The organism is Stenotrophomonas sp. 1L-E-5-B-C3 (assembly GCF_057292075.1).
In genome coordinates, this window is the sequence record NZ_JBXAWS010000010.1 from 14,186 (window position 1) to 26,256 (window position 12,071).

General features: G+C 65.5%; 10 protein-coding genes. 6 read left to right on the forward strand and 4 right to left on the reverse strand.

Going from position 1 to position 12,071, the window contains the following annotated elements:
* Positions 1–73 precede the first annotated feature (73 nt).
* On the reverse strand, positions 74–925 hold the full coding sequence (locus AC0Z6F_RS13830) for a pirin family protein (RefSeq protein ID WP_485617313.1): 852 nt from the start codon (positions 923–925) through the stop codon (positions 74–76).
* A 215-nt stretch (positions 926–1,140) separates the two neighbouring features.
* On the opposite strand from AC0Z6F_RS13830, the gene AC0Z6F_RS13835 reads away from it, so the two are divergent.
* Positions 1,141–3,222: a carbon starvation CstA family protein gene (locus AC0Z6F_RS13835; protein ID WP_006383178.1), complete on the forward strand. Its 2,082-nt coding sequence runs from the start codon at positions 1,141–1,143 to the stop codon at positions 3,220–3,222.
* On the forward strand, positions 3,222–3,446 hold the full coding sequence (locus AC0Z6F_RS13840; RefSeq protein ID WP_006383180.1) for a YbdD/YjiX family protein: 225 nt from the start codon (positions 3,222–3,224) through the stop codon (positions 3,444–3,446). Before AC0Z6F_RS13835 ends, AC0Z6F_RS13840 begins: the two co-directional genes overlap by 1 nt.
* Before the next feature lie 375 nt (positions 3,447–3,821).
* On the opposite strand, the gene AC0Z6F_RS13845 is transcribed toward AC0Z6F_RS13840, so the two are convergent.
* On the reverse strand, positions 3,822–5,072 hold the full coding sequence (locus AC0Z6F_RS13845) for a DUF819 family protein (protein WP_006383182.1): 1,251 nt from the start codon (positions 5,070–5,072) through the stop codon (positions 3,822–3,824).
* A 133-nt stretch (positions 5,073–5,205) separates the two neighbouring features.
* Between AC0Z6F_RS13845 and AC0Z6F_RS13850 the strand changes: the two genes are divergently transcribed.
* Entirely contained in the window at positions 5,206–5,595 is a 390-nt protein-coding gene (locus AC0Z6F_RS13850) for a VOC family protein (RefSeq protein ID WP_485617316.1), read from the forward strand.
* Positions 5,596–5,625: 30 nt separating this feature from the next.
* On the opposite strand, the gene AC0Z6F_RS13855 is transcribed toward AC0Z6F_RS13850, so the two are convergent.
* Entirely contained in the window at positions 5,626–6,915 is a 1,290-nt protein-coding gene (locus AC0Z6F_RS13855) for a sensor histidine kinase (RefSeq protein ID WP_006383239.1), read from the reverse strand.
* Positions 6,902–7,615, reverse strand: a complete 714-nt coding sequence (locus tag AC0Z6F_RS13860; protein ID WP_012511817.1) for a response regulator transcription factor — start codon at positions 7,613–7,615, stop codon at positions 6,902–6,904. Before AC0Z6F_RS13860 ends, AC0Z6F_RS13855 begins: the two co-directional genes overlap by 14 nt.
* A 112-nt stretch (positions 7,616–7,727) precedes the next feature.
* Between AC0Z6F_RS13860 and AC0Z6F_RS13865 the strand changes: the two genes are divergently transcribed.
* The 3 genes from AC0Z6F_RS13865 (at position 7,728) to AC0Z6F_RS13875 (ending at position 11,974) form a co-directional block, all read left to right on the forward strand.
* Complete coding sequence (locus AC0Z6F_RS13865; RefSeq protein ID WP_485617382.1) at positions 7,728–9,449, forward strand: ArnT family glycosyltransferase; 1,722 nt, start codon at positions 7,728–7,730, stop codon at positions 9,447–9,449.
* 111 nt (positions 9,450–9,560) lie between these two features.
* The gene (locus tag AC0Z6F_RS13870) at positions 9,561–10,328 is read left to right on the forward strand and encodes a phosphatase PAP2 family protein (RefSeq protein ID WP_100435094.1); all 768 of its coding nucleotides are present in this window, start codon (positions 9,561–9,563) and stop codon (positions 10,326–10,328) included.
* Positions 10,325–11,974, forward strand: a complete 1,650-nt coding sequence (locus AC0Z6F_RS13875) for a phosphoethanolamine transferase (RefSeq protein WP_012511820.1) — start codon at positions 10,325–10,327, stop codon at positions 11,972–11,974. The genes AC0Z6F_RS13870 and AC0Z6F_RS13875 overlap by 4 nt, the downstream gene beginning before the upstream one ends.
* Positions 11,975–12,071 lie beyond the last annotated feature (97 nt).

Here is a 12,071-nt window from a genome sequence, read left to right on the forward strand (position 1 = left end):
TAGTGCCGGCCGCTGGCCGGCACCCCGATCCGCCTTTGTCCGAGGCTGCTGCCGGCCAGCGGCCGGCACTGCCTCAGAACTTGCCTTCCTGGAAATCGACGAAGGCCTGCATCAGTTCCTGCCGCGTGTTCATCACGAACGGGCCGTGCCGCATCACCGGCTCGCGCAGCGGACGGCCGGCCACCAGAATCAACCGCGCACCCTCGCTGCCGGCCGAGATGTGCAACTGCTCGCCGCCGCCCAGCACCGCCAGTTCCTGACGTGCAACGTCGCGCGCGGCGTCCTGCTCACCCACGGTCATTGCACCTTCGAACACATAGGCAAAGGCGTTGTGCCCTTCCGGCAGCGCGTAGGTCCAGGCTCGATCCGGTGCCAGCGTGATATCGAGGTAGAGCGGATCAGTGGCCGGCTGCACGATCGGGCCGTGGGTGCCGTCCACGCTGCCGGCAATCACCTTCACTTCCACGCCGGTTTCCGGCTTCACCACAGGGATGCGCTCCGGCGCGAATTCCTGGTACTTCGGGTCGGTCATCTTCTCCTTCGCCGGCAGGTTCACCCACAGCTGGAAGCCGCGCATCTGCCCGCTTTCCTGCTCAGGCATCTCCGAATGCACCAGGCCGCGGCCGGCGGTCATCCACTGCACGCTGCCCGGGGTCAGCAGGCCTTCGTTGCCATGGTTGTCGCGATGCCGCATGCGCCCGTCGAGCATGTAGGTGACGGTCTCGAAACCGCGGTGCGGGTGTTCCGGGAAGCCGGCGATGTAGTCCTCGGCGCGGTCGGTGCCGAATTCATCGAGCAGCAGGAACGGATCCAGGTCGGGCAGCGTCGGACCACCGATGACGCGGGTCAGGCGCACACCGGCACCGTCGGAGGTGGGCATGCCACGGATGGTACGCAGCACGCGGACCGGTTCGGGAAGGCTCATGGCGACTCCTGTTGGATGGATGCCAGTGAAGATGGACGCCACATGGCCGTACGCCAATGGATGGCACCGCAACCGATTGTTCCATCCCTGATGTTCGCTGCACGTCAGCGCCCCCTGCGTACGACCAAAGTACTAACGCTGATTCGTCCTGTGCCAATTGACCCTGTCGAGGGCACGCGGGACTCTTTGTCTGTCTTTCCGGGAGAGAGCACCTCATGAAAGGGTTTTCCAAAATAGGCTGGGCGGCCCTCGCCCTGCTTGGCGCATTCTGTCTGGGCACCGTGGCCCTGCGCCGCGGTGAACACATCAACGCACTATGGATCGTGGTGGCAGCGGTTTCGCTGTACCTGGTCGCCTACCGCTTCTACAGCCTGTTCATCGCCAACAAGGTGATGCAGCTCGATCCGACCCGGGCCACTCCGGCGGTGATCAACAACGATGGCCTGGACTACGTCCCGACCAACAAGCACGTGCTGTTCGGCCACCACTTCGCCGCCATTGCCGGTGCCGGTCCGCTGGTCGGCCCGGTCCTGGCCGCGCAGATGGGCTACCTGCCCGGCCTGCTGTGGCTGGTGGTGGGCGTGGTATTGGCCGGCGCGGTACAGGACTTCATGGTCCTGTTCCTGTCCAGCCGCCGCAACGGCCGCTCGCTGGGTGACCTGGTCCGCGAAGAGATGGGCCAGGTGCCGGGCACCATCGCGTTGTTCGGTGCGTTCCTGATCATGATCATCATCCTGGCGGTGCTGGCGATGGTGGTGGTCAAGGCGCTGGCGGAAAGTCCGTGGGGCATGTTCACGGTGATCGCAACAATGCCGATCGCCATCCTGATGGGCGTGTACATGCGCTACATCCGCCCCGGCAAGATCGGCGAGATCTCGGTGGTCGGCCTGATCCTGCTGCTGGCAGCAATCTGGTTCGGCGGCAAGGTAGCGGCGGACCCAACCTGGGGCCCGGCGTTCACCTTCACCGGTACCCAGATCACCTGGATGCTGATCGGCTACGGCTTCGTCGCCTCGGTGCTGCCGGTGTGGCTGCTGCTGGCCCCGCGCGACTACCTGTCGACCTTCCTCAAGATCGGCACCATCATCGCGCTGGCCATCGGCATCCTGGTGGTGATGCCGGAACTGAAGATGCCGGCACTGACCCAGTTCGCCGCCAGCGGCGACGGCCCGGTGTGGAAGGGCGGCATGTTCCCGTTCCTGTTCATCACCATCGCCTGCGGTGCGGTCTCCGGCTTCCATGCGCTGATTTCCTCCGGCACCACACCGAAGCTGCTGGCCAATGAAGCGCACATGCGCTACATCGGCTACGGCGGCATGCTGATGGAATCGTTCGTGGCGGTGATGGCACTGGTGGCCGCATCGATCATCGATCCGGGCATCTACTTCGCGATGAACAGCCCCGCCGCCGTGATCGGTGCCGATGCGGCCTCCGCCGCGCACTACATCACCAACACCTGGGGCTTCACCATCACGCCCGAGCAGCTGACCGCGACCGCAGCGGCCATCGGCGAACCCACGATCCTGCATCGCGCCGGTGGCGCGCCAACGTTGGCGGTGGGCATCGCGCAGATCCTGCACGAGGCGATTCCGAGCAGCAGCGACGCGATGATGGCCTTCTGGTACCACTTCGCCATCCTGTTCGAAGCACTGTTCATCCTGACCGCCGTGGACGCGGGCACCCGCGCTGGACGCTTCATGCTGCAGGATCTGCTCGGCAACTTCGTGCCAGCGCTGAAGAAGACCGAGTCGTGGACCGCCAACATCATCGGCACCGCCGGCTGCGTGGCGCTGTGGGGCTACCTGCTGTACACCGGCGTGGTCGATCCGTTCGGCGGCATCCAGACCTTGTGGCCGCTGTTCGGCATCTCCAACCAGATGCTGGCCGGCATCGCGTTGATGCTGGGCACGGTGGTGCTGTTCAAGATGAAGCGTGACCGCTATGCGTGGGTCACTGCCGTACCCGCCGTGTGGCTGCTGATCTGCACCACCTATGCCGGCTTCATCAAGATCTTCGACAGCAACCCGGCACAGGGCTTCCTGGCGCAGGCACACAAGTTCCAGGCCGCGCTTGCCAGCGATACCATCACCGCGCCGGCCAAGTCGGTGGCGCAGATGAAGCAGATCGTGGTCAACGCCTACGTCAACACCAGCCTGACCGCGCTGTTCCTGCTGGTGGTCGGTGCGGTGCTGGTGTATTCGATCAAGACCATCCTCGCGGCTCGCCGCAATCCGCAGCGCAGTGACCGCGAAACCCCGTACGTGGCACTGAAGCCGCACGAAATGGTGGATCTGTGATGAGCACCCAACTGGTTCCCGTCGGCCAGTACCAGGCACACCGCCGCATCTGGCGGCGCCTGGTGCAGACCGCACGCCTGTGCTGTGGCATTCCTGATTACGACAACTACGTCCGGCACATGCTGGAAAAGCATCCGGACCAGCAGCCGATGGACTACAAGACGTTCTTCCGCGAGCGTCAGGAAGCGCGTTACGGTGGCCGTAACGGTGGCCGCTGCTGTTGAGGTGTGAGGTGGGTGCCGGGCTTGCAGCCCGGCGCCCGCAGAGGCAACGGCAACGGCAACGGCCGAAGCATCAGCTCTGGTTTTCCGTGGATTTGGCGGGGTGGTGTCGGATGGCGGGGACGCCGCCATCCGACACCACCCCACCTTCGACAGATTTCCGGTGACGGCAGGAAGCATCAGGGGTCAGATCCGTTTCCTCTGGGAAACGGATCTGACCCTTCTTTGTTCATGGATACCCATGAACTGCATCCGCGCACGGCGTGGTTCTACCCGGTGGCAGGCAAAAAGAAAGCCGAGCGTGGGCACGGCTCTACACGGGAACAGCGGGTTCACGGCAATTGCCGTGAACCCGCAACATGTTCGTCAGGTCAGAACTCAGGCACCGGCCATCCATTTCAGGATCAGGCCGGTGACATAGGCCAGCCCGGTGCCTGTGGCATAACCAACCGTACCCAGCAGCACGCCCACCGGCGCCAGCGTCGGATGGAAGGCCGCTGCCACCACCGGCGCAGATGCCGCCGCACCGATGTTGCCCTGCGAACCAATCGCGAAGAAGAACAGCGGTGCGCGCAGCAGCTTGGCCACCACCCACAGCACCAGCACGTGGGTCGCCATCCAGATCGCACCGAGCAGGAACAGCCACGGCCGATCCAGCAGCGACAGCAGGTTCATCTGCATGCCGATGCAGGCGATCAGGAAGTACAGGAACACCGTGCCCAGTCGCGAAGCACCGGCGGCTTCCAGGCGGCGGGCGCGGGTGAAGCTGAGCGTCAGGCCCATCGCGGTGGACAGCAGGATCACCCACACGAACTGACTGTCCAGGCTGAACTGGCTGGCCCAGCTGACGTTGGCCTTGAACCAGCCCGACAGCGGCGCGGCGATCGCATGCGCAAGGCCGACACCTCCCAAAGCCACACCGACAATCACCATCAGGTCGGTCATGCTGGGAATGCGTGCGTTCTGCGCCTCGTAGGCACTGATGCGTGCCTTCATTTCGTCGATGGCACGGGTGTCGGCACCGTTGCGGGTGTCGATCTGCTGCGCGCGGTTGGCCATGAACAGCAGGATGGCCATCCACAGGCTGGCGCAGGCCACATCGACCACGGCGAACTGGCCGAAGGTGGTGGCATCGGTGCCGAACACTTCGCGCATGGCGACCATGTTGGCGCCGCCACCGATCCAGCTGCCGGCCAGTGCGGCCATGCCGGCCCAGGTGTCACCGGCCACCGTTTCCGGATGGATCAGCTTCATCAGCTGGAACGAGACGATGGCGCCCAGCATGATGCCGGCGGTGCCGGCGCAGAACACGATCAGCAGCTTGGGACCAAGCTTGGCGATGCCCTTCAGGTCGATCGACAGGGTCAGCAGGACCAGCGCGGCAGGCAGCAGCACATCACGCGCGACCGGGTTGTACAACGACGTGTTGTGGCCATCGATGACACCGGCGGTGTTGTAGATGGCCGGAACGAAGTAACACAAGAGCAGTGCCGGCACCCAGGCGAAGATCTTCTTCAGCAGGGGCGTCGGACCACTGGCAGCCCAGAAGATCAGGGCCAGGGTGGCGGCAATCAGGCCCAGTCCAACGATGTCGTTGCTGATCAGGGCAGTAGCGGGTTCGGTCGGCATGGGATCCTCTGTCGATCGAAAGAGCGGAAAAAAAAGCGCCGCATAGAGCGGCGCAGGGTGAGATTAACATTGTCTTCACGCCGGGTCATGCTGCAGTGCCGACCACGCCCACATTCCCTCAGGGAGCCCACTCATGCAGCTTGGCGCCTATTCGGTCAGCCTCTCGGTGAAGGATCTCGCGGTTTCCCGCAGCTTCTACGAGGCCCTCGGCTTTTCGGTCACCGGCGGTGACCCGGCGCAGAACTGGCTGGTGATGCGCAGCAACGGCACGGTGATCGGGCTGTTCCAGGGCATGTTCGAAGGCAATCTGCTGACCTTCAACCCCGGCTGGGACCAGCACAAGCAGGAACTGCCCCGCTTCCAGGATGTGCGTGAGCTGCAGGCAGAGCTGGATGCCAAGGGCATCGAACTGGCGGTCCGCACCGATCCCGATGGCCAGGGTACGGGCTATCTGCAACTGGCCGATCCCGACGGCAACGTGATCCTGATCGACCAGCATGTGGCCCGCCCCACGGGCACCTAGCGTTGCAGGGTTGCCGGCCAGCGACCGGCACTACCGCGATGTGGGACGCGAGGCGCTGAAGTCCAGGCTCGCCCGCGTGCCACGCGGTTCGCAGGGTTGCAGCTGCAGGGTCCAGCCCAGGTGTTCGCACAGCCGCGCGATCAGGTCCAGGCCGATGCCACCGCGGTCGGCTCGCTCGCCCCGCGCCATCCGCGCATGGATCGCCGCGATCTCCTCGGGGCTCATGCCATGACCGGGATCCTGCAGAGTCAGCACCGCCGACGAACTCAGCCGTAGCTCAATATGGCCACGCCCACTGTTCTCGATGGCATTGCGCAGCAGGTTGCCGATCGCCGCCTGCACCACCGCCAGCGGCGCAACGATGTCCACCGGTGCCGCCTGGATACCGATGCTCAGGTCCTTGTCCCCAAGCAGGTGGCGATGGTCGTCGACGATCTCCGGCAGCAACTGGTCCAGCGCGATGCGTTCGGCACGCGAGGCCAGGCGATCGGGGTCGCGGGCCAGTACCAGCAGCAGCTCGATCAGCTGTTCAACGCCCTGTGCGGTGCGCAACACGCGCTGGATCTGCTGGCGCGCACGTTCGGGCAGGCCCGGCTGCTCCAGCGCCAGCTCGGCGGCACCGGTCATCACCGCAATCGGCGTGCGCAGTTCATGGCTGGCGGTGCTGATGAAGACCCGCTCGCGTTCGACGAACTGCTCGTTGCGATCCAGGTAGTCGTTCAGGGCATCGGCAATCGTGTGCAGCTCGGAGCTGCCACGCGGATCAACATCGATGCGCTGGCCCTGCGCCCCCGGCCGCAACGTGGCAATGTGCTGGGCCAGCAGGCTCAGCGGGCGCACCATCCGTTCCATGCCGAACGAGGCCATCAGTACGGTAACGAAGATCATGATCACGCCGGCCAGCATCACCCAGCGGGTCGCGAACTGCTCCAGGTCGTGGAAGTCGGAGATGTCCAGCGCCAGCGCCACCCGTCCCATCGACTGGGTCTCACGCACCATCACCGCCATCTCGCGGCCCTTCACCATCACCCCGTCATGCAGCCCGGGATGCAGGGTGCGCAGGCTGTCGGGCAGGTTGATCGCATCGAAGCGGTAGAGGCTGAGCGTGTCCGAATCCTGCCAGCGGTAATGCGGCTCGTGTTCGACATGCTCGACGATGCTGTCCAGCTCGGAATTGAGCAGCGCGCGCCAGGCCGCGTGCTCGGCATGCTCATGCACGTAGTTGCCAACGCTGAACACCGCCAGTGACAGCAGCGCCAGGTACCCCAGCAACCACCACAGCACGCGCCGGTACAGCGGGCCGGGCTTACGCACCTTCATCAGGATCCTTGCCGGCGTCGCTGCCGGTGGTCACGGCCAACCGATAACCAACCCGCGGCAGGGTATGGATCAGCTTTTCGCCAAACGGCCCATCGACGCTGCGGCGCAGCTCGTAGACATGCGAGCGCAGCAGGTCGCCGTCCGGCGGCTCGTCGCCCCACAGGGCAAATTCCAGCTGCTGGCGGGTGACCGCACCGGGACTGGCCCGCATCAGCACCTCCAGCAACTTGCGGCAGGCCGGATACAGGTGCAGCACCTGGCCCTCTCGCTGGGCCTCCAGGGTCGCCAGGTCCAGCACCAGGTCGCCGACCTGCAGCCGCTTGCGCGGGTTGCGCCCCTGAGCGCGCAGCAGCAGGGCCTCCAGCCGCACCTCCAACTCGGGCAGCGCGAACGGCTTGGTCAGGTAGTCATCGGCTCCAGCGCGGAAGCCTGCGATCTTGTCCGGCAGCTCATCGCGCGCGGTCAGCATGATCACCGGCACCTCCGACGCGTGCTCGGCGCGCAGCCGGCGCAGCACCTCGGGGCCCTCCATGCGCGGCAGCATCCAGTCCAGGATCACCGCATCGTAGGGGTGGCTGCCGGCCAGATGCAGGCCGGTGATGCCATCCGGAGCCACGTCGAGCACGTGCCCGCGCGACTCGAAATAGTCGAACAGGTTGGCCACCAGCTGGCGGTTGTCCTCGATCACCAACAGACGCATGCACGAAACATCCACGGAAGTTCGTAGCATGGTAGCGCTGCTCATGTCGGAATGCGGTCGCCCTGTCCCGTTCTGACGCTTTTTCCACCTTCGTCACCTCAGAGTGGCTGTTTTGCTCCCGGAGCCTGCCGTGCCCGTAGCCTTGCCCCGCCAATGGCGCCTGCCCCTGTTGTGGCTGCTGATCATCGCTGCGCTGGCAGCGGGTATCGGCCTCCGGCAGCCACAACCGCCGGACGAGCCGCGATTCGTGCTGGCAGCCAGGACCATGGTCGAGAGCGGGCAGTGGCTGCTGCCGCACCGTGGCAGCGAGCTGTACGCGGAGAAGCCGCCGGTGTTCATGTGGCTGCAGGCGGCCGCCTACGAAATTGTCGGCAGCTGGCGGTGGTCGTTCCTGTTGCCCTCATTGCTGGGTGCCCTGCTCAGTCTGTGGCTGGTGTCGGATCTGGCGCGGCGGCTGTGGTCGCCCCGGCATGCGATGTACGCGCTGGCAGCGCTGTTCTGCACCCTGCAGTTCGGGCTGATGGCCAAGCGCGCGCAGATCGACATGGTGCTGGTGGGCATGACTACCGTGGCCCTGTGGGGGCTGATGCGTCATCTGTGTGAACGTCGCAACCTTCCCGCACTGTGGCTGGCCGGTTTTGCTGCCGGGCTGGGTACGGTGACCAAGGGCGTCGGCTTCCTGCCGCTGCTGATGGTGCTGCCCTGGTTCGGCTGGTGGCTGTTCCAGCGCCGTCGCGGGTACACCGTGGACGGCCCGCATCCTGCCACCCTGCTGTGGCTGATTCCCGCGTTCCTGCTGGGCGTGGGCGTGTGGCTGGCGCCGCTGGGCTGGGCCCTGCTGCATTCACCCAGCGCCGAACTGCAGGCCTACGCACATGAGCTGTTGTTCAAGCAGACCGGCACCCGCTACGCCAATGCCTGGCACCACCGGCAGCCGGCCTGGTACTACCTGCAGGTGATCCTGACCCTGTGGCTGCCGGGCAGCCTGCTGCTGCCGATGCTGTTCAAGCCCTGGTGGCGCCGCCTGCGTCGTGGCGACCGCCGGCAGTGGCTGTTGCTGGGCTGGGCCGTACTGGTGCTGGTGTTCTTCAGCGCCAGCCCGGGCAAGCGCGAGGTGTACCTGTTGCCGATGCTGCCGGCGCTGGCCCTGGCCGTCGCGCCGCTGCTGCCGGGCCTGCTGCGTCGGCTGTGCGTACGCCGCTACCTGTTCGGCTACAGCATGGTGCTGATGCTGGCCACCGGCGTGCTCGGCGTGATGTTGATGACCGAGCATCCCTGGGCGGTGGCCCAGCTGGAACGCCGTGCAATGCCGGACACCCTGCTGCCGGTGCTCGGTGATGGCCTGCTGACCTTCGCCATCGCCCTGGCCACGCTGATCGTGTGGTTGCGGGTACGTCGTGCTGCAACGCTGGTACTGCTCACCCACGGCATGCTGTGGATGCTCTACGGCCTGGTGTTGATTCCAGCGCTGGATCCCTACGCCTCGGCCTCGGCGCTGATGCGCAGGGTTGGCGCGCGGATCGGCCCGGACGCCGAACTGGCCCTGGTCGCCTGGCGCGAACAGAACCTGTTGCAGGCCGACCGCCCGGTGCGCGAGTTCGGCTTCAAGCGACCGTGGGCAGAGCAGTGGCACGACGCCGGCCCATGGCTGGCTCAGGCGCCCGAGAAACGTTGGCTGCTGGTACTGGACGATGCGATGAGCCCCTGCGTGGACCCAGCCAAAGTGATTGATATCGGTGTTGCCAATCGCAATCGTTGGCAACTGCTTCCCGGTACCGCGTGGGACGCGGAATGCCATGCCGAACGCACCGGGTCGACTGCCGAAGAAGACTGAACGTAGGCGCGTGCCGGGCAAGCATTAACCCGGCACGAACGAGCGTCCGACCCTTCTCCGACATCCAGGTGACGAGCATGACCGCGGATTCCCGAACCGCCCCTTCCCCACATGCCCGTCCAGCCCATTGATTCGGTAGCACCGCTTGCGACATCGCCACTGGCGTCAAAATTTGCCGTAACTCACCTCTGGCTGCCTGTTGCAATCGGTCTGCCCGTGTTTACGCTGCTGATGGGTTTCGGCGGCGACCAGTGGGTAGCCGATCATCTGTTCCGCCTCGAAGGCGGCCATTGGGCACTGCAGGACGCATGGGTCACCCGCACACTGGTGCACAAAGCCGGCAAATGGCTGAGCACGGCAGCAGCCCTTGTGGCGATTCTGCTGTGCTTCCACCACTGGCGTAAGGGTCGCGATCGCACCCTGCGGTGGGCGCTGCTTTATGTCGTAATTGCCATGGCGCTGGGCACCGGTGTGATCTCTCTGCTGAAATCACTGGTGCCGATGGAATGCCCCTGGGACCTGCTGCGTTATGGCGGCAACCAGCCCTTCATCGGGCTGCTCACCGTGCGCCCAAGCGGCATGTCGCCCCAGGCCTGCTTCCCCGCTGGCCACGCCAGCGCCGGCTACGCCTGGCTGTGCCTGTACTTCTTCGCGCTGTTGTGGCGTCCTGCCTGGCGCTGGGCCGGACTGTGGATCGGCCTCGGCGCCGGGCTGGTGTTCGGCATCGGCCAGCAACTGCGCGGCGCCCATTTCCTTTCCCATGACATCGCCACTGCAATGATCTGCTGGCTGCTTTCGCTGGGCCTGTACCTGATCGTCAAACGCGTCCTGATCCGCCATCAGCTGGACCGTCCCAACCGCCAGGAGGCGAACGCATGAGTGCATCGGTCCAACGCCCCGCCCGCCTCCCTGCATTGGCGGGTCTTCTGCGCTGGCGTCCGCAGCTGTCCACCGAAGCATTGATCACGCTGACCAGCCTGTTCTTCGCGGTGGCCGGCAACGGCCTGTTCTGGCACAGCGCGATGGCCAGCCATCCGGGCAGCCTGCGCTACGCGCTTTCGTTGCTGCTGTTGCTGCTGGGCGCGCACGGCCTGCTGCTGGGCATCCTGGTCTGGCGCTGGAACGCCAAGGTGGTGATCAGCGTGCTGCTGCTGGTGACCGCGTTCGCTGCGCATTACATGAGCCGTTACCACATCTATCTGGATGCGGACATGCTGCGCAATGTGCTGGCGACCGATCCCAAGGAAAGCCGCGAGCTGATGACCGTGTCGCTGCTGTGGCCGCTATTGCTGCTGGCAGTGCTGCCGATGGTGGTGCTGTGGCGCGTGCAGCTGCGCCGCCGCAGCTGGGGCCACAGCCTGTTGTGGCGCATCGGCTTCCTGGTGGTGGCGGCGGTGACCGCACTCGGCGGTGCGCTGATTTCGTTCCAGGATGTTTCGGCACTGATGCGCAACCAGCGCGAAGTGCGTTACCTGGCCACCCCGGCCAATGTGCTGCTGGGCCTGCCGCGTGCACTGCGTGGCGACAACCCGGTGCAGCGCGCACCGAAGCTGCCGATCGGCACCGACGCCAAGGCCACCCCACGCGCCCCGGCCAGCAAGCCGCGGCTGCTGGTGATCGTCATGGGCGAGACCGTGCGCGCGCAGAACTGGGGCCTCAACGGCGGCCGCAACACCACCCCGGAACTGGCCCAGGCCAGCGTGGTCAATTTCCCCGACATGCATTCGTGCGGCACCAGCACCGAGGTTTCACTGCCGTGCCTGTTCTCGCCGTGGGGCCGCCACGACTACGACGAGAAGAAGATCCGCGCGCACCAGTCGCTGCTGCACGTACTGAACCGCGCCGGCATCGCCCCGTTGTGGCGTGACAACCAGTCCGGCTGCAAGGGCGTGTGCGAGGGCCTGGATTTCCAGTCGCTGTCCGACGCGACCACCCCGGGCCTGTGCGCCGATGGCCGCTGCATGGACGAGATCCTGTTGCAGGACCTGGCCACCCAGGTACGTACGAAACCGGGTGACCGGGTGGTGGTGCTGCATCAGCTGGGCAACCATGGCCCGGCCTACTTCGAGCGCTACCCACCTGCGTTCCGACGCTTCACCCCGACCTGCGACACCCGTGACATCGGCCGCTGCTCGCGCGAAGAGATCACCAACAGCTACGACAACGCCGTGCTGTACACCGATCACTTCCTGACCAAGACCATCGGCACGCTGCAGGGCATGCAGGAATACGACACGGCGATGATCTACCTGTCCGACCACGGCGAGTCGCTGGGCGAGAAGGGTCTGTTCCTGCACGGCGTGCCTTACGCCATCGCCCCGGCCGAGCAGACCCGGGTGCCGATGACGATGTGGTTCTCGCAGGGCTTCGCCAGCAGCCGCGGATTGAACCTGCAGTGCCTGCGTGCACGATCGGCAGCGTATACCGACCACGACAACCTGTTCCCGTCGGTGCTGGGCCTGATGCAGGTGAAGACATCGCTGTACGAGCGCGATCGCGACGTGTTCGCCAACTGCGAGGGTTGAGGGTTGTTCGGCAGGGCTTGCAGCCCTGCACCTGCAGAGGCAACCGCAACCGCAACGGCCGAAGCAACAGCAACAGCGTGCATTCCGTGGGATGGCG

Coding starts and splice junctions, on each gene's coding strand:
- AC0Z6F_RS13830 (WP_485617313.1), bottom strand. CDS start 925: ATGAGCCTTCCCGAACCGGTCCGCGTGCTGCGTACCATCCGTGGCATG.
- AC0Z6F_RS13835 (WP_006383178.1), top strand. CDS start 1,141: ATGAAAGGGTTTTCCAAAATAGGCTGGGCGGCCCTCGCCCTGCTTGGC.
- AC0Z6F_RS13840 (WP_006383180.1), top strand. CDS start 3,222: ATGAGCACCCAACTGGTTCCCGTCGGCCAGTACCAGGCACACCGCCGC.
- AC0Z6F_RS13845 (WP_006383182.1), bottom strand. CDS start 5,072: ATGCCGACCGAACCCGCTACTGCCCTGATCAGCAACGACATCGTTGGA.
- AC0Z6F_RS13850 (WP_485617316.1), top strand. CDS start 5,206: ATGCAGCTTGGCGCCTATTCGGTCAGCCTCTCGGTGAAGGATCTCGCG.
- AC0Z6F_RS13855 (WP_006383239.1), bottom strand. CDS start 6,915: ATGAAGGTGCGTAAGCCCGGCCCGCTGTACCGGCGCGTGCTGTGGTGG.
- AC0Z6F_RS13860 (WP_012511817.1), bottom strand. CDS start 7,615: ATGCGTCTGTTGGTGATCGAGGACAACCGCCAGCTGGTGGCCAACCTG.
- AC0Z6F_RS13870 (WP_100435094.1), top strand. CDS start 9,561: ATGCCCGTCCAGCCCATTGATTCGGTAGCACCGCTTGCGACATCGCCA.
- AC0Z6F_RS13875 (WP_012511820.1), top strand. CDS start 10,325: ATGAGTGCATCGGTCCAACGCCCCGCCCGCCTCCCTGCATTGGCGGGT.